This window comes from Ensifer sp. ENS06 (genome assembly GCF_014852205.1).
Lineage (GTDB): Bacteria > Pseudomonadota > Alphaproteobacteria > Rhizobiales > Rhizobiaceae > Ensifer > Ensifer adhaerens.
The window spans coordinates 1441372-1463408 of the sequence record NZ_JACVBC010000001.1; the positions used below are offsets into that span (position 1 = coordinate 1441372).

At 61.4% G+C, this 22037-nt stretch carries 20 protein-coding genes and 4 tRNA genes; 14 read left to right on the top strand and 10 right to left on the bottom strand.

The annotated features are described in order from the left end of the window. Positions 1-12 precede the first annotated feature (12 nt). The 3 genes from accB to IB279_RS07120 all read right to left on the bottom strand — a co-directional run bounded on the left by accB (position 13) and on the right by IB279_RS07120 (position 1838). A complete protein-coding gene (accB, locus tag IB279_RS07110; RefSeq protein WP_090294493.1) occupies positions 13-492 on the bottom strand; it encodes an acetyl-CoA carboxylase biotin carboxyl carrier protein in 480 nt (159 codons plus the stop codon). A 25-nt stretch (positions 493-517) separates the two neighbouring features. Continuing rightward, positions 518-964, bottom strand: a complete 447-nt coding sequence (gene aroQ, locus IB279_RS07115) for a type II 3-dehydroquinate dehydratase (protein WP_034795448.1) — start codon at positions 962-964, stop codon at positions 518-520. Between the two features lie 106 nt (positions 965-1070). Further along, positions 1071-1838, bottom strand: a complete 768-nt coding sequence (locus tag IB279_RS07120; RefSeq protein ID WP_060606546.1) for a DsbA family protein — start codon at positions 1836-1838, stop codon at positions 1071-1073. 233 nt (positions 1839-2071) lie between these two features. On the opposite strand from IB279_RS07120, the gene IB279_RS07125 reads away from it, so the two are divergent. Then, the gene (locus IB279_RS07125) at positions 2072-3229 is read left to right on the top strand and encodes a pyridoxal phosphate-dependent aminotransferase (protein WP_089045752.1); all 1158 of its coding nucleotides are present in this window, start codon (positions 2072-2074) and stop codon (positions 3227-3229) included. 114 nt (positions 3230-3343) lie between these two features. Here the strand turns inward: IB279_RS07125 and IB279_RS07130 are convergent, their stop codons facing one another. Next, positions 3344-6154 carry a ribonuclease E/G gene (locus tag IB279_RS07130; RefSeq protein WP_192339131.1) on the bottom strand — a complete coding sequence of 937 codons (2811 nt, stop codon included), beginning with the start codon at positions 6152-6154 and terminating at the stop codon, positions 3344-3346. 771 nt (positions 6155-6925) lie between these two features. Between IB279_RS07130 and IB279_RS07135 the strand changes: the two genes are divergently transcribed. The 3 genes from IB279_RS07135 to prfB all read left to right on the top strand — a co-directional run bounded on the left by IB279_RS07135 (position 6926) and on the right by prfB (position 12167). Then, positions 6926-8146 carry an N-acetylmuramoyl-L-alanine amidase gene (locus IB279_RS07135; RefSeq protein WP_162741219.1) on the top strand — a complete coding sequence of 407 codons (1221 nt, stop codon included), beginning with the start codon at positions 6926-6928 and terminating at the stop codon, positions 8144-8146. A gap of 338 nt (positions 8147-8484) precedes the next feature. Continuing rightward, a complete protein-coding gene (locus IB279_RS07140) occupies positions 8485-10938 on the top strand; it encodes a penicillin-binding protein 1A (protein ID WP_110818442.1) in 2454 nt (817 codons plus the stop codon). Between the two features lie 97 nt (positions 10939-11035). Beyond that, a protein-coding gene (prfB, locus tag IB279_RS07145; RefSeq protein ID WP_110818441.1) for a peptide chain release factor 2 occupies positions 11036-12167 on the top strand; the annotation gives its coding sequence in 2 pieces (ribosomal slippage) (positions 11036-11104 and positions 11106-12167; 1131 coding nt in all). A 68-nt stretch (positions 12168-12235) separates the two neighbouring features. On the opposite strand, the gene IB279_RS07150 is transcribed toward prfB, so the two are convergent. Continuing rightward, on the bottom strand, positions 12236-12724 hold the full coding sequence (locus IB279_RS07150; protein ID WP_060606539.1) for a hypothetical protein: 489 nt from the start codon (positions 12722-12724) through the stop codon (positions 12236-12238). Positions 12725-12826: 102 nt separating this feature from the next. Continuing rightward, positions 12827-13600: an NAD kinase gene (locus IB279_RS07155; RefSeq protein WP_034795458.1), complete on the bottom strand. Its 774-nt coding sequence runs from the start codon at positions 13598-13600 to the stop codon at positions 12827-12829. A 157-nt stretch (positions 13601-13757) separates the two neighbouring features. Between IB279_RS07155 and IB279_RS07160 the strand changes: the two genes are divergently transcribed. After that, positions 13758-13833: transfer RNA gene (locus IB279_RS07160), tRNA-Thr, on the top strand. 106 nt (positions 13834-13939) lie between these two features. On the opposite strand, the gene IB279_RS07165 is transcribed toward IB279_RS07160, so the two are convergent. Beyond that, entirely contained in the window at positions 13940-14266 is a 327-nt protein-coding gene (locus IB279_RS07165) for a hypothetical protein (protein WP_210338594.1), read from the bottom strand. A gap of 27 nt (positions 14267-14293) precedes the next feature. Here IB279_RS07165 and IB279_RS07170 point away from each other — a divergent pair, with 27 nt between their 5' ends. Continuing rightward, on the top strand, positions 14294-14767 hold the full coding sequence (locus IB279_RS07170; protein ID WP_210209356.1) for a hypothetical protein: 474 nt from the start codon (positions 14294-14296) through the stop codon (positions 14765-14767). A gap of 197 nt (positions 14768-14964) precedes the next feature. Here the strand turns inward: IB279_RS07170 and IB279_RS07175 are convergent, their stop codons facing one another. Continuing rightward, on the bottom strand, positions 14965-15906 hold the full coding sequence (locus IB279_RS07175; RefSeq protein ID WP_034795460.1) for a LysR family transcriptional regulator: 942 nt from the start codon (positions 15904-15906) through the stop codon (positions 14965-14967). Positions 15907-16043: 137 nt separating this feature from the next. Here IB279_RS07175 and IB279_RS07180 point away from each other — a divergent pair, with 137 nt between their 5' ends. Both IB279_RS07180 and IB279_RS07185 read left to right on the top strand, forming a co-directional pair. Next, complete coding sequence (locus tag IB279_RS07180; RefSeq protein WP_034795463.1) at positions 16044-16664, top strand: FMN-dependent NADH-azoreductase; 621 nt, start codon at positions 16044-16046, stop codon at positions 16662-16664. 130 nt (positions 16665-16794) lie between these two features. Then, a complete protein-coding gene (locus IB279_RS07185; RefSeq protein WP_113188330.1) occupies positions 16795-17085 on the top strand; it encodes a hypothetical protein in 291 nt (96 codons plus the stop codon). 193 nt (positions 17086-17278) lie between these two features. Here the strand turns inward: IB279_RS07185 and IB279_RS07190 are convergent, their stop codons facing one another. Next, the gene (locus tag IB279_RS07190; RefSeq protein WP_060583574.1) at positions 17279-18154 is read right to left on the bottom strand and encodes an RNA methyltransferase; all 876 of its coding nucleotides are present in this window, start codon (positions 18152-18154) and stop codon (positions 17279-17281) included. Positions 18155-18371: 217 nt separating this feature from the next. Here IB279_RS07190 and IB279_RS07195 point away from each other — a divergent pair. From IB279_RS07195 to tuf, 3 genes are all read left to right on the top strand, one after another. Continuing rightward, a tRNA-Tyr gene (locus tag IB279_RS07195) sits at positions 18372-18456 on the top strand. A 23-nt stretch (positions 18457-18479) separates the two neighbouring features. Continuing rightward, a tRNA-Gly gene (locus IB279_RS07200) sits at positions 18480-18553 on the top strand. Between the two features lie 277 nt (positions 18554-18830). Further along, positions 18831-20006, top strand: a complete 1176-nt coding sequence (gene tuf / locus IB279_RS07205; protein WP_034795467.1) for an elongation factor Tu — start codon at positions 18831-18833, stop codon at positions 20004-20006. A gap of 15 nt (positions 20007-20021) precedes the next feature. Here tuf and IB279_RS07210 read toward each other — a convergent pair whose 3' ends face one another. Beyond that, entirely contained in the window at positions 20022-20558 is a 537-nt protein-coding gene (locus IB279_RS07210) for a GrpB family protein (protein ID WP_113188498.1), read from the bottom strand. A 254-nt stretch (positions 20559-20812) separates the two neighbouring features. On the opposite strand from IB279_RS07210, the gene IB279_RS07215 reads away from it, so the two are divergent. The 3 genes from IB279_RS07215 (at position 20813) to nusG (ending at position 21833) form a co-directional block, all read left to right on the top strand. Continuing rightward, positions 20813-20888: transfer RNA gene (locus IB279_RS07215), tRNA-Trp, on the top strand. Positions 20889-21085: 197 nt separating this feature from the next. Next, positions 21086-21286 carry a preprotein translocase subunit SecE gene (secE, locus tag IB279_RS07220; RefSeq protein ID WP_034795473.1) on the top strand — a complete coding sequence of 67 codons (201 nt, stop codon included), beginning with the start codon at positions 21086-21088 and terminating at the stop codon, positions 21284-21286. 16 nt (positions 21287-21302) lie between these two features. Then, complete coding sequence (gene nusG / locus IB279_RS07225) at positions 21303-21833, top strand: transcription termination/antitermination protein NusG (protein WP_034795476.1); 531 nt, start codon at positions 21303-21305, stop codon at positions 21831-21833. The last annotated feature ends 204 nt before the right edge of the window (positions 21834-22037 follow it).

A 22037-nucleotide genomic window follows, 5' to 3' on the forward strand; every position in this document is an offset into this window, starting at 1 on the left:
CGCCGCGCCGCCTTATTCGATTACGATCAGCGGTTCGCCATATTCGACGGGGGCTGCGTCCTGGACGAAGATTTCGGTGACCTTGCCCGAGCGCGGAGCCGGGATCTGGTTCATTGTCTTCATCGCTTCGATGATGAGGATCGTCTGGCCTTCCTTGACCGTGGCGCCGACCTCAACGAAGGGGCGGGCTCCCGGTGCGGGAGACAGATAGGCAGTGCCGACCATCGGCGCGGTCACGGCATTCTTCGATGCACGGGCGCTCTCGGCGACAGGAGCAGCAACGGCGTTTGCGGGAGCGGCCGCTGCGGCGGGCATCTGGTAAGCCGGCATCTGCGGCATGGCCATCGGCATGGCAACCGGCGTGCCGTTGCGCGAAACGCGAATGCGCAGGTCGTCCTGCTCGACTTCGATCTCGGTCAGATCGGTGTCCTTGAGAATGTTGGCGAGATCGCGGATCAGCGCCTGGTCGATACCTGGTTTCTTGTCAGCCATGGAATATGAGCCTCTTGTGTTCTTTTTATTTCGACGGATTTGTCAGGTTCTTTAGCGCATGCAGCGCAAGAATGTAACTCTGGGCGCCGAAGCCGCAGATGACGCCCTTGACGGCGGGTGCGATCATCGACTTGTGGCGGAACTCCTCACGCGCATGGATGTTCGAGAGGTGCAGTTCGACGACCGGAATGCCGATGGCGCGGATGGCATCGTGAAGCGCGATCGACGTGTGGCCATAGGCGGCCGGGTTGATTGCCACGCCCGCGGCGACGTTGCCGGCCTCGTGCAGCCAATCGACCAGCATTCCCTCATGGTTCGACTGGCGGAAATCGACGTCGAATCCGAGCGCCTTGCCTTCTGCCTTGCACATGGCCTCGATGTCGGCCAGGGTCTGGCCGCCATAAATACCCGGCTCGCGCTTGCCCAGCGCATTCAGGTTGGGGCCGTTCAGCACGAAAATGGTCGATGGCATAAGGGATTCCGGTCCGGTCATGGAGGGTTACCTATAGACTGATGGTCCCGCGAGGAAAAGCCCTTTGGGCCCCCGCGGGATTTGTCCACAGTCATGGGAAGGTTTGTCAGCAGGCGGTCTTGCCGCATTCGCGCATATTGGCGACCTTGCCCTCGATCTCGTCGGCGCCGACTGCCCCGAAGACCGCTTCGTTGCCGATGACGTAGGAGGGCGTTCCGGTGATGCCGAGGTCGTTGGCAAGGCTGTAGGCCTCGCGCACGGCCGCATCATGCGGCTCCTTTTCCATTTTCGCGCGCAGGTCCTTTTCGGAGACGCCGAGCTTGGCGGCAACCGCAAGCGCTGTCTCCTCCGTGGCGCGGTCTTCCCCGCCGAGCAGCGCCCGGTGGAAGTCGCCGTATTTTTCCGGAGCGACCAGGCGGAAGGCGGCGCTCACCTTGTGGGCGGCCAGCGAATCCGGTCCGAGGATCGGCAGTTCCTTCAGCACGAAGCGCACGTTCTTGTCCTTGGCGAGGATGTCGTCCATGTCGGAAAGCGCGCGTTTGCAGTAGCCGCAGTTGTAGTCGTAGAACTCCACAACGGTGACGTCCCCCTTGGGATTGCCGAGCACCATGTCGTAGTCGGAATTGAAGATCGCCTTGTTGTTCTCGGTGATCGCGCTTTCCGCCGCTTCCTGCTGCTTGGCGCGCTGTTTCGTCGTCAGCGCCTCCTGGACCTCGAGCATGATCTCCGGATTGGCGATCAGGTATTCCTTGATGAAGGCGCCGATCTCTTCCTTCTGCTTCGCGTCGAGCGCGAATGCGTTCTGGGGCAGGCTGACCCCGGCCACGAGCGCTGCGAGCGTCCCGGCGGCAATCATCTTGGTGCTGAAGTTCATTTCTACCTCGTTGTCCTTGCGTATCCCGTGTGTCGTCCATCGCGTGTCGCCGGGTCAACCGGCTGTTCTGAATGACAACAGGATTCCTCGTATCCGCAATATGCCGGCAGCATAGGGTGGGTGCCGCGGAAACGAAACGGCAAAATCGGCGGAAATACGGCACTCGCGGACTTGTGAAGGTCATTTTCATCGGGCAAAGGGCTGGAGAACAGCCGCATATCGAGGATTTTCCGTTGGTAGATTTGTCAAAACGCAGTGCCGTCGAACCTTTCCATGCGATGGACGTACTGGCGGAGGCGACTCGTCGCCGGGATGCCGGCCACCCGGTGATTTCGATGGCCGTCGGGCAGCCCGCCCACCCGGCGCCGAAGGCAGCTCTTGAAGCGGCGCGCAAAGCGCTTGAACATGGCCGGCTCGGCTATACCGATGCGCTCGGCACCTTGTCGCTGCGCACAGCAATCGCCCGGCACTATGAAAAGCGCCACGGCATCGCGCTCGATCCGCAGCGGGTCGCGGTCACCACCGGCTCATCCGCAGGCTTCAATCTCGCTTTCCTGGCCCTCTTCGATCCTGGCGATTGCGTCGCGATCGCGAGGCCCGGCTATCCGGCCTATCGCAACATCCTCGCAGCGCTTGGCCTGACGGTCGTCGAGGTCGAGGCCAATGCCGAGACCGGCTTCACTCTGACGCCTGAAAGTCTTTCGCGTGCCGCTGCGAAAATAGGCCGTCCATTGAAGGGCGTGCTTTTGGCGAGCCCAGCCAACCCGACCGGAACGGTGACGGGCAGGGCGGGCCTCAAGGCGCTGGCTGACTATTGCCGGGCCGAATCGATCGCCTTCATTTCCGACGAGATCTATCACGGACTGACCTTTGCCGGCGAAGAGGCAAGCGCGCTGGAGGTGACCGACGAGGTAATCGTCATCAACTCCTTCTCGAAATACTATTGCATGACCGGCTGGCGGATCGGCTGGATGGTGCTGCCGGCTGACAAGGTGCGCGGCTTCGAGCGCATCGCCCAGAGCCTCTACATCTCGCCGCCCGAGCTCTCGCAGATCGCGGCAGAAGCAGCGCTCAACGCGCATGAGGAGCTCGACCGTTACAAGGCCGCCTATGCCGCCAACCGGGACATGCTCATGAAGCGGTTGCCGGAGATCGGCTTCTCGATCGCCTCGCCGATGGACGGTGCCTTCTACGCCTATGCGGATGTCACCCGCTTTACCAATGACAGCATGGCCTTTGCCAAGCGGATGCTCGCCGAGATCAACGTCGCGGCAACCCCGGGATTCGACTTCGATCCGCTGGAAGGGCACCGCACAATGCGCTTCTCCTATGCCGGCGCCGAGGCCGACATGGTCGAGGCCATGGACAGGATCGCGCGTTGGCTGGCGTGACGCTCTGAACAGGCAGGCAGGGGCAAGTCCCTTCTGCCATCCGCCCAAAGGAAAAGGCCCGGATCGCTCCGGGCCTTTCGTGTTTTCAGAATTTGGCGCTGGCCGCGCGGCTTCTTAGAAGAAGCCGCGGCGCTGCCACCAGCCGCCCTTCTTGGGCTTGCCCGGCTCTTCCTCTTCGGGCTTCGTCGCGCTCGACGTTACCACCGGTTCGGAAGCGATTTTCGAGAGGTCGCGGTTCGCACGCACAGGCTTGGTTTCGGCAAGGTCGGCCGCAGCCTCTTCCACCGCTTCGACGGCCGGGTCGGCAACCGCAGGCTGGTCTTCGATCACTGCCTGAGCAACTTCGTCGACGCTTACTGCCGGTTCTTCAGCCTTGACGGCCTTCTTGCGGGTGCGCTTCGGCTTGGCAGGCTTTACGTCCGCCACCTCGGCTTCTTCGGCCACCACAGCCGTTTCCTCAACAGCGACAGCCACTTCGACCTCGGCCGCAGCGGCCGGTGCCTCTACGGTTTCGGCTTCTTCTGCGCCATCGTCGCCGGCTTCCGCATCGGCACCGGCTTCAAGCTGGCCTTCGCCTTCGCCTTCACCTTCGCCTTCCGGACGGTTGCGGCGGCCGCCACGCTTGCCGCGGCGGCGGCGCTTGCGCTTCTGATCGCCATCGGCGGTCGCGGCGTCTGCATCGACGCCCTCGTCATCGCCTTCGTCCTCATCGGAACCGTCGTCGGCATCGCCTGCCGATTCGGAGACCTGGAGAGCGCTGCCTTCGGCCTGCTGGCCGCCCTTGCCGCGCCGGCGGCGACGGCGCTTGCGCTTGCGTCCGTTCTGATCGTCGGACTGGGCAGCAGCCTTCGGCTGTTCCTGCCGCTGTTCGCCGGCAATTTCTTCTGCTTCTTCCTCGTCGAGATCCTCTTCGATCACGACGTCGTCTTCTTCCTCTTCCGGCTCGAAGTGCAGCAGTTGTTCGATCTTGACCGGGTTTTCGACCGGCTCGCCACGATCGATCGCGAAGTGCTGTGCGCCGACATGGGCATCAGCCTCGATGATGATCGAAACGCCGAAGCGGGCTTCGTAGTCCATGATCGTGCCGCGCTTCTGATTGAGCAGGTAGAGCGCGATATCCGGGATGGTGCGCACGGTGATGTCGTGCGTCGTGTTCTTCAGCAGGTGTTCCTCGATGCCGCGCAAGACGTGCAGTGCAACCGAAGACTGCGAGCGGACGTGACCCGTTCCGTTGCAGTGCGGGCAGGTCTGCATCGTCGATTCGAGCACCGAGGCGCGAATGCGCTGGCGCGACATTTCGAGCAGGCCGAAATGCGAGATGCGGCCGACCTGGATGCGGGCGCGATCGTTCTTCAGGCAATCCTTCAGACGCTTCTCGACCGAGCGGTTGTTCCGCTTTTCTTCCATGTCGATGAAGTCGATGACGACGAGGCCGGCAAGGTCGCGCAGGCGGAGCTGGCGTGCCACTTCTTCCGCCGCTTCCAGGTTCGTCTGGAGAGCGGTGTCTTCGATCGAGTGCTCGCGCGTCGAACGGCCGGAGTTGACGTCGATCGAAACCAGGGCTTCGGTCTGGTTGATGATGATGTAGCCACCGGACTTCAGCGTTACCTGCGGCTGCAGCATGCGGTCGAGCTGCGCTTCGATGCCGGAGCGCGAGAAGATCGGATGCACGTCACGGTAAGGCTGAACCACCTTGGCGTGGCTGGGCATCAGCATCTTCATGAAGCCCTTGGCTTCCTTGTAGCCTTCCTCACCGGAAACGATGATCTCGCTGATGTCCTTGTTGTAGAGGTCGCGGATCGAGCGCTTGATCAGGCTGCCTTCTTCATAGACGAGGCAGGGGGCCGTGGAATTCAGCGTCAGCGTGCGGACGTTTTCCCACAGGCGCATCAGATATTCGAAGTCGCGCTTGATCTCGACCTTGGTGCGGTTGGCACCGGCGGTGCGCAGGATCACGCCCATGCCCTGCGGCACTTCGAGGCCGCGGGCGATTTCCTTCAGGCGCTTGCGGTCCTGCAGATTGGTGATCTTGCGGGAGATGCCGCCGCCACGTGCGGTGTTCGGCATAAGCACCGAGTAGCGACCGGCGAGCGACAGGTAGGTCGTCAGTGCCGCGCCCTTGTTGCCGCGCTCTTCCTTGGCGACCTGAACCAGCAGGATCTGGCGGCGCTTGATGACTTCCTGGATGCGGTACTGCTTGCGCGGCTTGCGAACCTGGCGATCCGGAACTTCTTCCATGGCGTCTTCGGCGCCGACGGATTCGATGATTTCCTTTTCGCCGTCGTGACTGTCGTCGTCATCATCGTCGTCGTCATGGCGACGGCGGCTGTCGACATCCTCGGAGATGGCGTCGGTATCGACCATGGCAGCCATTTCGCCGCCATTGCTCTCGTCGCCATCGGTCGATGCAGCAGCCGCTTCTTCAGCGGTCTTGGCCTTGGTCTTGCGGGTGCGCTTCGGCTTCGCCTTCGGCTTTTCGGCCGGCGCTTCCTCTTCGACGACCGGTGCGGCGTCAGCGACCGCTGCGACCGGCTCGGCTTCAGTTTCCGCGACGACTTCGAGGTCTACGGGAACGGAAAGTTCGCTTGCCGGGGCAGGGGCGGTCTCGACATGCTCGATGTCGTCGTCACGCCGCGCTTCTTCGGCTTCGGCCTTCAAGAGCGCCTGACGATCGGCGAGCGGGATCTGGTAGTAGTCGGGATGGATTTCGGCGAAAGCCAGGAACCCGTGGCGGTTGCCGCCGTAGTCGACGAAGGCGGCCTGGAGCGAGGGCTCCACCCGGGTGACCTTCGCCAGATAGATATTGCCGCGGATCTGCTTCTTATGTTCCGACTCGAAGTCGAACTCTTCTATGCGGTTCCCGCGAACGACAACGACGCGCGTCTCTTCTGAATGAGACGCATCGATAAGCATTTTCTCTGCCATCTAAGCTGTGCTCCTCGGCGCGCCAGCGGAACGGGAGACAGACCTGCTTCCTTAGGAAGACTGCCAAACACGTCGGAAGGTGCGCCGGATATGAAAGTTCCTGTTTGGCGCAGGCGATGGTGCAGCAGCCAGACGACAGCCGGAACATGTGTGTCCCGGGGCCGCGCTACTTCTGACCGATACTGCTGAGTCAACATCAATGACCAAACAAGAATGCCAATGTCCAAGGTCTCATGAAGACCCGATGAATGCGCCCGCTTGCGGGCGTCGGTGAAAAATCACCATCAAGAACTCCGGCCACCGCCGGAAATTTGCGATCCAGTGTACGGGGAGGAAATGCAGCGACGGCGGATGAACACTTGCGACCGCGGAATTGCGATAAGTTAACCGGTCAATCCGGTTCGACCGCACCCTGGCGCCAAGCTTTGGAGAAGCTCCGGCTGCCCGGTCGACTGTTCTATCCCGTCAACACTTTCTCCTTGTGACGCTTTTATGTTTTCTATGTCACATTGGCAAGGGAAAAGCCCGTGCCGCCACAATAATGATCGATTCGCTTGTCCACGTGGAGTAGGTCGATAAACGGTAAATCGATTGTCCCGGCGGGGCGGGGAAGATGATCATTGTCAAGCATTGGTTAACCATAAGGGTTCATTGATCAACCTGTGCGTCCAGCAGCCGTGCGTCGGCTGCTGTTTGGTTTTCTGAGAAAGTGGTGGAGAGCCCGAGGTGAGGCCTTTGGCGGTTTGTATGCGTGGTTCGCTGTTGTCGTTGATGTCGCGCACGGGCAGGCTTCTGCTCGGAGCATCGCTGCTTGCCGGCGGTTTTCTTTTGAACGTGCCCGCGGCTGTTGCCGCCGAGCCGGGTCCTTTGCTCGCCTTTGCTGCGCGGATCGCCGGTGACGATGCACGCACGCGCGTCGTCGTCGAGTTCGATCGCAAACCGGAATTCTCCCTGCACTACGTAGCCGATCCCGTTCGCGTCGTGGTCGACCTGCCGGAAACGGCCTTCGGTCTCAAGGCGGACAGCCTTGAACCGCGCGGCCTCTTCGATGCGATCCGCTACGGCGGCATGGGGGCGGGCAACTCCCGCATCGTTCTTTCGGCGAAAGGCCCTGTGGCGGTAACCCATGCGGAAGTCGTCGCGGAAGAGGGGGGCAAGGGCTACCGGCTCGTGCTCGATGCCGAGCGCGTCGACCAGGCGCGCTTCGATGCGCTTCTCGGCGAACAGCAGTGGACCGGATCGGTCGCCGCCGCCAAGACCGACAGGCCGGTTGCCGTCGCTCCCACGAGGGAAGGCGGGCCGTTCATCATCGCGATCGATGCGGGCCATGGCGGCATCGATACCGGTGCGCTCGCCGGCGAGACGAAGACGGAGGAGAAGCATGTAACGCTCGCCTTCGCGAAAGATCTCGTCGAGGCCCTGAACAAGGGCGCCGGGATCGAGGCTTTCCTCACCCGCGACAAGGACGTCTTCCTCTCGCTTCCCCAGCGCGTACAGATCGCCCGCAACAAGGGCGCCCATCTCTTCATTTCGCTTCATGCGGACGCGCTGCGCCAGAAGGACATCCGCGGCGCGACGGTCTATACCATCTCCGACAAGGCCTCCGACCATCTGGCCGCAAGTCTTGCCGCCCGCGAAAATTTGTCCGACGAAATCGCCGGCGTGCCGCTTCAGAGCGAGCCGGCGGAAGTGGCCGACATCCTGATCGATCTGACGCGCCGCGAGACGCAGGCCTTCTCGGTCAACATGGCGCGCGCCGTCGTTACGTCCTTCGAGGGCCAGATCAATCTCATCAACAATCCGCACCGTTTTGCCGGCTTCCGCGTGCTGCAGGCGCCGGACGTGCCCTCGATCCTGCTTGAACTGGGCTTCCTGTCGAACAAGGAGGACGAAAAACTGCTGCTGGATCCGGAGTGGCGCAAGAAGGTTTCAGAGCGTCTTGCGGTCGCTGTTCAGCGATACCGCGCGCAGGCCATCGCCAGCGGCGGCTGACGCTTGAAGGCAGGCCCGGGAACGAAGTGATTTGTGTCGCCCCGGTAACAGCGCTATGCTTTTCAACGGGATGCGCACGGGATTATCGCATAACAGCCCTATTTTACGCACAATCCGGGACCTAACCGGAATTGCGCCCGGATTTGTTGAGAAACGAGTTGAAGCCCGGAGTTCCCCGCCATATGAGGAGCCGGGCTAGGTGGGGCGTTGCGACGCCAGACGATTTCTCGTGAAAGAGTTTGGTCGGCCCGCTGTATAGAAGCCGGCAGGACAGAGCATGGACTGTCAGTCGGGCGGTTCGGCAATTGGACGATAATTAAGGTACCGGTATCTGACTGATGATCAGGCTGATTGGATATTTCTTCGGGATTGGCGCGTTTCTGCTGCTGGGTGTGGCCGGGGCCGTGGCGCTCTATCTTGGTGTCGTCACCAAGGACCTGCCGGATTACGAGGTGCTGGCGAAATATTCGCCGCCGGTGACCACGCGCTTCCACGCCGGCAACGGCGCGCTGATGGCGGAGTATGCCCGTGAGCGGCGTCTCTATCTGCCGATCCAGGCCATCCCGGATCGCGTCAAGGCGGCCTTCATCTCGGCTGAAGACAAGAACTTCTATCAGCACCCGGGCGTTGACATCACCGGTCTTGCGCGCGCCATCGCGGTGAACTTGCAGAACTTCGGCTCCGGCCGTCGCCCGGTCGGCGCCTCGACGATCACGCAGCAGGTGGCCAAGAACTTCCTGCTCTCGTCCGACCAGACGATCGACCGCAAGGTCAAGGAAGCAATCCTCTCTTTCCGCATCGAGCAGGCCTACACCAAGGACCGCATTCTCGAACTCTATCTCAACGAGATCTTCTTCGGCCTGAATTCCTACGGCATAGCCGGTGCGGCGCTGACCTATTTCGATAAGTCTGTGACTGAGCTTACCATTGCCGAGACCGCCTATCTCGCAGCCCTTCCGAAGGGACCGGCCAACTATCATCCGTTCCGCAAGACCGAAGCGGCGCTTGAGCGCCGCAACTGGGTAATCGACCGCATGGTCGAGAACGGCTACGTCACCAAGGCCGATGGCGAAGAAGCCAAGAAGCAGCCGCTCGGCGTCAACCCGCGTCGCGGTGGGGCGCATCTCTTCGCCTCCGACTTTTTCGCCGAGGAAGTCCGCCGGCAGATCATCCAGAAATACGGCGACAACGCCCTCTATGAAGGCGGCCTGTCGGTTCGCACCTCGCTCGATCCGCGGCTGCAGATCGCCGCGCGCAAGGCGCTGCAGGCGGGTCTGCTCAGCTACGATGAGCGTCGCGGCTTCCACGGCCCGGTCAAGTCGATCGAAATCGGTGGCGATTGGGGCGAGCCGCTGGGCGCTGTCGTTGCCTTCAACGACGTGCCGGAGTGGAAGCTTGCCGTTGTTCTCTCCGTCGATGGACAGGGCGCCGAGATCGGCATTCAGCCGGAGAAGGAAGCCTCGGGCAAGATTGTCGCCGAGCGTGTCACCGGGCATATCTCCGCCAAGAACATGCAGTGGGCCTACCGTTCCGCCAGCGGCGACCGCAAGTCGGCGAAATCGCCTGAAGGCGTCTTCGGCGCCGGCGACGTCATCTATGTCGAGCCGCTGTCGGAGAAGGGCGAATACCGCCTGCGCCAGCCGCCGAAGGTGCAGGGTGGCCTCGTCGCCATGGACCCGCAGACCGGCCGCGTTCTGGCGATGGTCGGCGGCTTCTCCTATGGCCAGTCGGAATTCAACCGCGCGACGCAGGCGATGCGCCAGCCGGGTTCGTCGTTCAAGCCCTTCGTCTACGCGGCGGCCCTCGACAACGGTTATACGCCTGCATCGGTCATTCTCGACGCGCCGATCGAGATCGTCGCTGGTGGCCAGGTCTGGCGCCCGGAAAACTACGGCGGCGGCTCGGCCGGTCCGTCGACGCTGCGTCTCGGCATCGAGAAGTCGCGTAACCTGATGACCGTTCGCCTTGCCAACGACATGGGCATGAACCTTGTCGCCGAATATGCCGAGCGCTTCGGCATCTACGACAAGATGCCGCCGCTGCTTGCGATGTCGCTGGGCTCGGGCGAAACGACTGTTCTGCGCATGGTCTCGGCCTATTCCGTGCTCGCCAACGGCGGCAAGCAGATCAAGCCGTCGCTGATCGACCGCATTCAGGACCGCTACGGCAAGACGATCTTCCGTCACGAGGACCGCACCTGCGACAACTGCAACGCCGGCGATTGGCAGAGCCAGGAAGAACCGGTTCTCACCGACAACCGCGAGCAGGTGCTCGACCCGATGACCTCCTACCAGATCACGTCGATGATGGAGGGCGTGGTGCTGCGCGGCACGGCTGCCGGCAAGATCAAGCTCGATCGTCCGGTTGCCGGCAAGACCGGTACCACCAATGACGAAAAGGATGCCTGGTTCGTCGGCTACACGCCGGACATGGTTGCAGGCCTCTATCTCGGCTTCGACAACCCGGCCCCGCTTGGCCGCGGCGCGACCGGCGGCAGCCTCGCCGTGCCGATTTTCAATGACTTCATGACAGAAGCAGTGAAGGGCACGCGCCCGAGCAAGTTCGTCGTGCCCGAAGGCATGAGCATGGTCGCCGTCAACCGCAAGACCGGCATGGCCGCCCAAGAGGGCGAGCCGGACACGATCATCGAGGCCTTCAAGCCCGGCACCGGCCCGGCCGACACCTTCTCGGTCATCGGCGGTCTTGACCAGTACGTGCCGCCAGAAGAGATCCTCAAGAACTCGCCGCAGGCGAACCAGGCAGTGACCTCCGGTTCCAACGGCCTGTTCTAATCCTTATCCCCTTCACGCGATGCCCGCCGCCTTTACATCAGCGGTGGGCATCGCTATTTGACGCTCACTTTCCTATCGGTTCAAAAGAAGCAGGATCATGCGCAGCGAAATCGAGAACATTGTCGACGAAATCAAGCAGGCCATAAGCCTGCTGAGGAGGCATCTTTGACTGGGATCAGGCGGTAAGACGACTGGACTGGTTGAACAACAAAGCGGAAGATCCGGCGCTTTGGAACGACGCTTCGGAAGCGCAGAAGCTGATGCGCGAGCGCCAGCAACTCGATGACGGCATCAATGGCCTGCGCCGTTTCGAGCAGCAGCTCAATGACAACATCGAACTCATCGAACTCGGCGAGGAAGAGGGCGACGCCGCCATCATCGCCGACGCCGAACAGGCGTTGCGGGATCTCAGAAACGAAGCGGCGAAGAAGCAGGTCGAAGCCATGCTCTCGGGCGAGGCGGACCAGAACGATACCTATCTCGAAGTGCATTCGGGTGCCGGCGGTACCGAAAGCCAGGACTGGGCCAACATGCTTTTGCGCATGTACACCCGCTGGTCCGAGCGCCAGGGGTACAAGGTCGAGCTTCTGGAAATCCAGGACGGCGAAGAGGCCGGCATCAAGTCCGCGACGCTGCTCGTCAAGGGCCACAATGCCTATGGCTGGCTGAAGACCGAATCGGGCGTGCACCGCCTGGTTCGCATCTCGCCCTACGACAGCAACGCGCGCCGCCACACCTCGTTCTCCTCGATCTGGGTCTACCCGGTCGTTGATGATTCGATCCAGATCGACATCAACGAGAGCGATTGCCGTATCGACACCTACCGCTCGTCAGGCGCCGGCGGTCAGCACGTCAACACGACCGACTCGGCCGTGCGCATCACGCACATCCCGTCGGGCATCGTCGTGCAGTGCCAGCAGGAACGTTCGCAGCACAAGAACCGGGCGAAGGCCTGGGACATGTTGCGTGCGCGCCTCTACGAGGCCGAACTGAAGAAGCGGGAAGAGGCCGCCAACGCCGAAGCCGCGTCGAAGACCGACATCGGCTGGGGCCACCAGATCCGCTCCTACGTTCTGCAGCCCTATCAGCTGGTCAAGGACATGCGCACCGGCGTTGAAAGCACGGCACCGGGCGACGTTCTTGACGGTGAACTCAACGAGTTCATGGAGGCCGCCCTTGCGCACCGCGTCAGCGGCGGCGCGGATGCCGTCGTGGATGATCTGAACTAAGGCAGACAGCGGTCTGCACCAATGCAATTGAAGAGGGTCGGGTGTTCGCATCCGGCCCTTGCTTTTGCTCAGTTGGAGGCACGCTCGATCTTGATGTCGCCGAGATCGTCGATGAGCACGGTCCAGCTCTCGGGCTCTCTCACCGACGGGTCCGTCTTCAGATAGACGGTCGCAAACATGCCGGGCTGCGCGGTGACACCGGTCGAGGTCTCCGGGCGGATGTCGGTGACGTAGGCCTTGAGCGCGGAGAATTCTTCGAGTTCCGCCGACGAAATCACCACAGGGCCGGCCGAGGTCGCTGCCACCTGCTGCAGATGGATCTGGGCGGTTCCATCCGCCTGGCGAAGCGCGATCAGCTTGTAGTAACCGCGCCGGGCGTCGCCCGGCTTCTCGGCGGCCGCGTTCGGATCGAGGGATGAAAGCGGCTCTCCGCTTTCCTCCCAGTAGCCGGTGCTGGTCACGAAGGTCGCCTCAGGCGGAACGATGTTGGCATCCTGAGCCTTGGCGCCGGCACTGCTGAGAAACAGGAACAGCGCGAGGAGGGCGGATCTGTGCATTGGGTCGTCGTCCTTAAGGCGGCGGCTCGGTTGCCGTTTGCTGCGGGCCGGCGGAAACTTAGCCGGCATGATGATACCATAGGTCGCGCGGAGAACGTGCGCTCAGTTCGAAAACTGCTCGGCGAGGATGCGATCCGACCAGGAATGATCGGGATCCGAGAGGATGCGCGCCGTCATGTTTTCCGATTCGGCGATCTTCACCTTGACCACGGACTTCACTTCCTGATGGTCGGCCACCGCGTTTACCGGCCGCTTGTCGGCCTCAAGGATTTCGATCTCGACTGTGACATGGTTCGGCAGAAGCGCGCCACGCCAGCGGCGCGGGCGGAAGGCGCTGACCGGGGTCATCGCCAGAAGCGGGGCCTCGAGCGGCAGGATCGGCCCGTGGGCGGAGAGATTGTAGGCGGTGGAGCCGGCAGGGGTGGCGACCAGCAGGCCGTCGCAGGTCAACTCCTCCAGCCTTGTCTTGCCATCGATCAGGACGCGGAGCTTCGCCGCCTGGTAGGACTGGCGGAAAAGGTAGACCTCGTTGATCGCAAGTGCCGTGAAGCTCTCGCCATAGACGTCGGTCGTCTGCATCTCCAGGGGATGAAACGCGTTCTCGACTGCCTGGCAGATGCGGTCCGTCAGGTTCTCGGTGCTGTAGCGGTTCATCAGGAACCCGACCGAGCCACGGTTCATGCCGTAGACCAGCTTGCCGCTGTTCATGGTCTGATGCAGCGTCTGGAGCATGAAGCCGTCGCCGCCAAGCGCGACGATCACATCGGCCTTCGACGGATCATGGTCGCCATAGATCGCCTTGAGATCAGCCGCAGCCTTTTGTGCCTCTTCCGCGGACGAGGCGAGAAAGGCTAGGGAAGTGAACGTTCGGGCCATGAAACTCTAGTCCGCTCGATATGTTATGCGCCGCCAGCGGCAATCTCTCTCTATCGTTTCTGGCATGGCCCGGAACCGAACGCATCTGAAAAATTGGGACAATTCGCAATTTTGCTTTACACCACATGAGATTATGGTAACTCCCACCAAAGCAAGTGCCCTTATAGCTCAGTTGGTAGAGCGGCTGATTTGTAATCAGTAGGTCGGGAGTTCGAGTCTCTCTGGGGGCACCACTTCATTTCTTCCCCATTGTTTTTTCCGAATTTTTGGCGGCTATTCGAGCCGGAATTTCAGGTTCGGCGTGTTGCCGCGGGTATACCGTCGGCGCAAAGCGAGCAGTTAGTCACGCATCGCAAAGATGGCCATGAACACTGGTGTGCCGATCAGAACGCCGGCAATCGAAAATAGCGGCCCATAGATCAGCGCGCTCAGCGGTATGCCGGCGATGCATACCGCAATGCCATCCTTCAGGCAGTTGTACGGCCCGCCCTCGAATATGCCGTAGACGGGTAGGAACAGGCCCGCGACGATAAGGCTTACAAGGAACGCCAGGACGGCGGAGATGATCAGTCTTCCAAGAGTTCTCATCCTCCTGAAATATAGGGAATCAGTGGTTTCGGCCACCGCCGATTGTTTCTCCAGCGCCGATGAACGGAGGGCGAGCATTCGTCAGCTGGCTCTCTTGGAAAGGTCTTGGTCATCGAACACGTTCTTTCGGCTGCCGCCAAAAGCAGCCTTACCAACCCCGCGGCACTGGCGCCGGTCAGATGGGCGGTCGTTCTGCTTTGTGGGTTTGTCGTCTGGAGCCCTGCCAACGCGCAGGAGGGATCCGATTGGGCGGAGATGAGTTCGGGCGCGACCCAAGTTTCCGGTTTGGGGGCGGTCCGCTATTCCGTGGGATACAGCAACATCGGTTATGACCACTTTGGTTCGGAGATCGTGGTTGAGTGGCGTGACGGCGGCAAGCGGACGCAGACGATCTACGAAGGCACCTATGACAATCCCCCTGCGAAGGTCTGGGGTGCTAACGACCATCTCTGCGTTTCGATGGAGGCTTGCGCGCGATCGACGGACGCCTGCACAGTGGAGGTGATCGCCTATCGATATGACGTCGGCGCCAAGTCTTTTGCCGAGCTTGCGGACGGCGGCGAGTTTTGCCGCCGATGAGATGCGGAGCCTTGGTCGGAGTAAGCGGTCAACGCTCGATCGATCACCGGCTCCCGCATCGCTTAGTCCGGCGCTCTCCGTGCGTCTCGAGATCGTGACGCCGGTGCAGTCCGGGCAATGGTTCACGATTCGCGATCCCGACGGCGACGTGCTGATGATCTGCCGCTGCTGATCGGAAAAGCCGCAGCGCGGCGGCATCAGATGTCGAAGGACGGTCCCATGCGCACCGGAACCTCGCGGCATTTCTGCAGGGCGTTGAGCAGGTTTTCGGCGAGATAGTCGATCAGCGCCCGGGTCGCCGGCAACATGCCCTGGCGGGACGGGAAGACGAGGTGCACGACGACGTCGTTCGACGTCCATTCCGGCAGCACCGGCGCAAGGACGCCGGCGCGGAAAGCGCGCTCGCAGATATGGTCAGGCAAGAGGGCGACCCCCATCCCTTCGATCGCGGCGCGTTCGAGAATCAGGAAATCGCTGCAGCCGACGATCGGACGATGGGTGATTTCCGTCGTGTTGCCATCGATCGAAACCAGCCGCCAGACATCGGTCGGGTGCTGTTCGTTCATCGACAGCGTCGCCTGCTGGCTGAGGTTCTCGATCGTGATCTCGCCGGCGCGGGCGAGGAAGGTGGGGCTGGCTGCAAGCCGCTCGCGAACCTCGCCGAACTTGCGGATGATGAGTTGGTTGTCCGTATCGAGCTGCCCGCGGGCGCGCAGCGCCACGTCGACCCGCTCTTCTATCAGATCGATGCGACGGTTGGTGGCGGTGATCAGCAGCCGGACGCCGGGGTAGCGGCGGTGAAACGCCGGCAGGATGTCGGCAAGCATAGGGGTGAAACCGAGCGGGCAGGCGAGCCGCACCGTGCCCGAGGGCTCCGCGCGCACGGCGGCGATCTCGGCTTCGGCGGCAGCCACCCCGTCGAGAAGGCTCTGGCAATGCTCATAGAAGACCCGGCCGATATCGGTGACACGCAGCTTGCGGGTCGAGCGCTCCAGCAACCGCACACCGAGCTGCTCCTCAAGGCGGGCCACATGTTTGCTGAGCTTGGATTTGGGTATATTGAGGTCCCGTGCCGCAGCACTGAAGCCGTTGTTTCGCACGACGGCGGCAAAAAGCCCGAGGTCGTTCAGATCCTGCATTGTCCTGTCTCCGAGGTGCGGATGATGGGTATGATTGTTTCCGTCTGGAAACAGTATGTCAAATATCCGCTGGCTTATCGGGCCATTGTTTTCCCCTCATATGTGGATCACCGCAACGTAAACACAAAGGTGTTCCCATGAACGTTCTTCATATCGACTCCGGTATCCTTGGCGACCACTCGGTTTCCCGCCGTCTGACGGCCGCCCTTGCCGCGCAGGTCAAGGCTGACCGCCCGGATGCGCAGGTGACCTATCGCGACCTCGCTGCCAGCTCGCTGCCCCATCTGACCGGCGCCCAGATCATGGCCCCGGCCGACCTCGAAGGCGTCGACGCGGGTCTCGCTGCCGACGTCAAGCTTGGCCGCGACATGCTGGAAGAATTCCTCGCCGCCGACACCGTCATCATCGGCGCTCCGATGTACAACTTCGGCATTCCGAGCCAGCTGAAGGCCTGGATCGATCGCATCGCCGTCTCCGGCAAGACTTTCCGTTACACCGAGAATGGTCCGGAAGGCCTCGCCAAGGGCAAGAAGATTATCGTCGCCTCGACCCGCGGCGGCCACTACTCCGCCGGCCCGGCAGCCGTCATGGATCACCAGGAATCTTACCTGAAGACGGTCTTCGGCTTCCTTGGCATCACCGATGTCGAATTCGTGCGCGCCGAAGGCCTGAACCTCAGCGCCGACAGCAAGCAGTTTGCGATCGCCGAGGCCGAAAAGACCATCTCGGAAGGCAGCGTGCTTCGCCTGGCGAGCTAAGACCAAATTCAGCGGATCACCGAGGTGATCCGGTGGGAGGGGCGTATGCCCCACGTGCGGACGGTGCCGGTTGCGCAAGCAGCCGGCATTGTCCGTTTTCGAACATCGATATCTGCTTTATAATGCCCTCATGATGGACGGGCGGGCGATCCTTTGGGGCATGACCGCTGCGGTGGCCTTTTTGTTCGCCGCCGAAGCGACCCTTGCTGCGCCGCCGGATCATGGCTGCACCTGCCGCAATCGAGACGGTTCCAAATACGAACTTGGGCAGGTCGCTTGCCTGCGTGTCGACGGCAACGCCTATCTCGCGCGCTGCGAGATGAACCTCAACGTCACGACCTGGAAGAAACTGCGTGAAGGCTGCCCTACGGCTGGCATGAGCACACCGGGTAGCCTTGCGGAGCAATCGATCCGTTTCTGACGCAGAAGAGCGGCTTGCCGTCCTCATTCCGATCTTTTTCGAAACTGCACGGCGCAGCGCTCCGCGATCCCACCGGTGCGGAAATTTCCACAGGCGCTATTTCGCGTTACCGCCTCGGCTTTGGCGCCGTTGTCTGTGAGCTGCGGAGGGCCGCCGCGCTTTGCGGTGAGGCCGCCCGGAACACCTGGTGATGTCAGCGCTTCAGATGCTGGCGCGCCGCATACATCGCGATCGCCGCTGCGTTCGATACGTTCAGCGACTTTATCGCGCCGGGCATGTCGAGCCGGGCAAGATCGTTGACGATCGAGCGGGTCTTCTGCCTAAGCCCCTTGCCCTCTGAGCCGAGAACGAGGGCGATCTTTTCGCCGCTGAATGTCCCTTCCAGCGGCTGCGGCCCTTCCGAATCAAGTCCGATCGTCTGGAAGCCCAGCCGATGCAGTTCCTCGATGGCATCGCCAAGGTTGGTGATCTGGATATAGGGGATCATCTCAAGCGCGCCGGAGGCCGATTTGGCGAGCACGCCCGATTCGGTCGGGCTGTGGCGCATGGTGGTGATCAGCGCGCCGGCATCGAAGGCGACGGCCGAGCGCATGATGGCGCCGACATTGTGCGGATCGGTCACCTGGTCGAGCACGAGAATCAGCGGGCAGTCGCGCAGAGCCTCGAGCCGGCGATGCGGCAATGGGCGGGTCTCGAGCATCACGCCCTGGTGGATCGCGTCGGGACCGAGAATCTTGTCGAGATCCTGCGGCGTCACCGTTTCGACCGGGAAGGGCAGGGCCGAAAGCTCGCCGAGTTCCAGGCGGGCGGCCGCGTTCGGCGTAACGCTGAGACGGATGACCTCGCGAGCCGGATTGTCCAGCGCCGCGCGAACCGTGTGCAGGCCATAGAGTAGAACTTGCTCGGGCGAGAGCGGCTGTGGCTTCCAGTCGGCCGGCGCCTTTCGGCGCTTGTCCTCTCTTGGCGTGGGGATTTCGCCACGTTCCCGCTTGGCGTCGCGATGCGCGCGCCGAAGGTTGGCGTAATGGGTGTCCTTGGCGCTCTTGTCGCCGGTGCGATCTTTGCTCATTGGCGTCTTATAGAGAGGTTGCACGCGGGGCGAAACGGTTTTCAGCGTCGGGTCCTTTTTTACGGCTGTGGAGAAAATCGGAAATTTTCCGCTGACCCGTGTTGACAGGACGAAACGGGGCAGTCATATACCCGGCCACAGATCGAGAGCGGCACGGCCAAGTCGCTGGTTGTCTCACGATCTCAAATGCTTGGTCGAAAGATCCCGACAGAATAATGGAGGGATGCCCGAGTGGTTAAAGGGGACGGACTGTAAATCCGTTGGCTCAGCCTACGTTGGTTCAAATCCAACTCCCTCCACCATTCTGCTTCTGGATCGAAGGCCCGCGGGTATAGCTCAATGGTAGAGCAGCAGCCTTCCAAGCTGAATACGCGGGTTCGATTCCCGCTACCCGCTCCAATAGCGGCTTCCTCCTTCTTTTCGAATTAATGTATCAAGTCAACTTTCATCGCTAAGCGTTTGAATGTTTTACTGCGGCTGCGATTCGTAGCTCGATAGCACCGAATCTTGTAGCGGCGTCGCGCGCTTCTTATATATCGGCAGGAAAAGGCCAGCGGCGGCCGGTCCGGGCGCGCGCAATTAAGTCTTGCGCAAATCCCCTGAAACCCTTAAACGGCTCCACAAACCGGCCCTGCCGGCTGATCATTATTCATACTTGACCACAGGAAACGTACCCATGGCAAAGAGCAAATTTGAGCGCAACAAGCCGCACGTTAACATTGGCACGATTGGCCACGTTGACCATGGCAAGACGTCGCTGACCGCAGCGATCACGAAGTACTTCGGCGAGTTCAAGGCGTACGACCAGATCGACGCTGCTCCGGAAGAAAAGGCCCGTGGTATCACGATTTCGACGGCGCACGTTGAGTATGAGACGCCGAACCGTCACTACGCTCACGTTGACTGCCCCGGCCACGCCGACTACGTCAAGAACATGATCACCGGTGCAGCGCAGATGGACGGCGCGATCCTGGTTTGCTCGGCTGCTGACGGCCCGATGCCGCAGACCCGCGAGCACATCCTGCTCGCTCGTCAGGTTGGCGTTCCGGCAATCGTCGTGTTCCTCAACAAGGTCGACCAGGTTGACGACGCCGAGCTTCTCGAGCTCGTCGAGCTGGAAGTTCGCGAACTTCTGTCGTCCTACGAATTCCCGGGCGACGACATTCCGATCATCAAGGGCTCGGCTCTTGCTGCTCTGGAAGATTCGGACAAGAAGATCGGCGAAGACGCGATCCGCGAGCTGATGGCAGCTGTTGACGCCTACATCCCGACGCCTGAGCGTCCGATCGACCAGCCGTTCCTGATGCCGATCGAAGACGTGTTCTCGATCTCGGGCCGTGGTACGGTTGTGACCGGTCGCGTTGAGCGCGGCATCGTCAAGGTCGGCGAAGAAGTCGAAATCGTCGGCATCCGCGACACGTCGAAGACGACGGTTACGGGCGTTGAAATGTTCCGCAAGCTGCTCGACCAGGGCCAGGCCGGCGACAACATCGGCGCGCTGATCCGTGGTGTTAACCGTGACGGCGTCGAGCGTGGCCAGATCCTGTGCAAGCCGGGTTCGGTCAAGCCGCACAAGAAGTTCATGGCTGAAGCCTACATCCTGACGAAGGAAGAAGGCGGCCGTCATACGCCGTTCTTCACCAACTACCGTCCGCAGTTCTACTTCCGCACGACGGACGTGACGGGCATCGTGACGCTGCCGGAAGGCACGGAAATGGTTATGCCGGGCGACAACGTCACCGTTGCCGTTGAGCTGATCGTTCCGATCGCGATGGAAGAAAAGCTGCGCTTCGCAATCCGCGAAGGCGGCCGTACCGTCGGCGCAGGCATCGTTGCCTCGATCGTCGAGTAATCGACTGATTTCAGATCAGTAGAGAGGCCCCGCCGGCAACGGCGGGGCCTTTTTCGTTTCGGTTGTCGCCAGGACTTCGTCGATGAAGGCGCGCTTGCCGTGGGTGTAGATATCCCAATCGCCATTGGCCTGCTCTGCGAGTTGCCGCTTCAGGGCTTCGTAGCGGCTGGCGAGTTCGGGAGCGTCACGCAGCCGGTCCCTGAGCACTAGACGTGCCGCATGGGCGGCGTTGTCGTCTCCACAGAGATAGAGCCGCGTGCCATAGGCAAGCGTTGCCATAGTAAACGTCCATAGGTCGCTTGCGTGCGGGTCGCCGTGAAAGGTGTAGCCTGCGTTGCAGAGGCGAGCGCTGAGCTCCGGCAGTTCCGCTACGTCCGCTACCACCGCATCGATATCGATCTTCGGCTTCGCGGCCAGTCCGGGTATCGCCGTGCTTCCGATGTGGTGGATCTCGCGGACGAAAGGCGAGAGCAGGGCGGTGATGGAAAGCGCCCGCGCCTCAAAGAGCGACGGCCAGAGAGGATCATATTCGACCAGCGTGATACGCGACATGCGAATCGATTCCGGTGAGGAGAGCTTCTGGCAGGATAGCGAATGCCCGCAGCGCCGCGACCATTTCTGAGTGACGAGGCAATGACTTGCCTTTCTTTGTGGGGCACTCCGGCCGGCAGGGCAGGGGATAGATGCGATTGAATGCGGATTTTTTCGGATCGGCGTTGAAAGGTGCTTGTCATCCTCCGGCAAACTGAATATGAAGCCGCTGACTTGAGGCGGCGAGACGTTGTTGAACGGGCACGCAGCCGAATAGGGGTATAGCTCAGTTGGTAGAGCGGCGGTCTCCAAAACCGCAGGTCGGGGGTTCGAGCCCCTCTGCCCCTGCCATTCTCTCCAGGCTTGCGTAAGAGCTGAGGGTTCGGCAGAGTAAGTTTAAGGATCGGTTAGCCGGTCGACGAAATTCACAGAAAAGACTGATTGGCTCTTGTGGTTTTTAAAATCGGTCTTTATGTAGGGTCCAAACAGACACGCGGTGCGTGGGGCTGAATCATCGGCTTTACGCGCCGTAATGGCGTGAGCATTACATGGCATCCAAAACGAATCCGGTAACGTTTCTGCAGCAGGTTCGCTCTGAAACGTCGAAAGTGACCTGGCCCTCTCGGCGCGAGACGATGATCTCGACGCTGATGGTCTTTGTCATGGTCTTTTTTGCCGCTGCCTTCTTCTTTGCTGCGGACCAGTTGATGGGTTGGGCGATCGGCCTCATCCTCAACGTTGGCGCTTGATTGGGTGGAGGCTAGTATGGCTGCGCGCTGGTACATTGTTCACGCCTATTCGAACTTCGAAAAGAAGGTCGCTGAATCGATCGAGGAAAAGGCCAAGCAGAAGGGTCTCGAGCACCTGTTCGAGAAGATTCTCGTGCCGACCGAGAAGGTTGTCGAAGTGCGTCGCGGTCGCAAGGTTGACGCCGAGCGCAAGTTCTTCCCGGGCTACGTTCTGGTTCGCGCCAACCTGACGGATGAGGCTTTCCATCTCATCAAGAACACGCCGAAGGTGACCGGTTTCCTCGGTACCGACAGCAAGCCGGTTCCGATTCCGGACCATGAAGCCGAGCGCATCCTCGGTCAGGTCCAGGATGGCGTCGAGCGTCCGAAGCCTTCGGTCTCGTTCGAGATCGGCGAGCAGGTTCGCGTCTCCGACGGTCCGTTCGCCTCGTTCAACGGCGTCGTTCAGGATGTCGACGAAGAGCGTTCGCGCCTCAAGGTCGAAGTTTCGATCTTCGGCCGCGCGACCCCGGTCGAGCTGGAATACGGTCAGGTCGAGAAGGTCTGATAAGGCCTTAAAAGGATAGGGTGGGTTTAGGCCCATTCTGGCGGAGAAATCCGCATGCGCGTGGAAGGATGCCGGCCTTAGCCGGGTCGGATGTTCCGTACCACGCAACCGCAGCCGCCGGCCATTGAGGTCGGCAAGAGCCGGGTAACTGGCATAACAGGTCCCTGGAGCGATCCGTCGCGAGGGGATTTTAGAAAGGCAGAG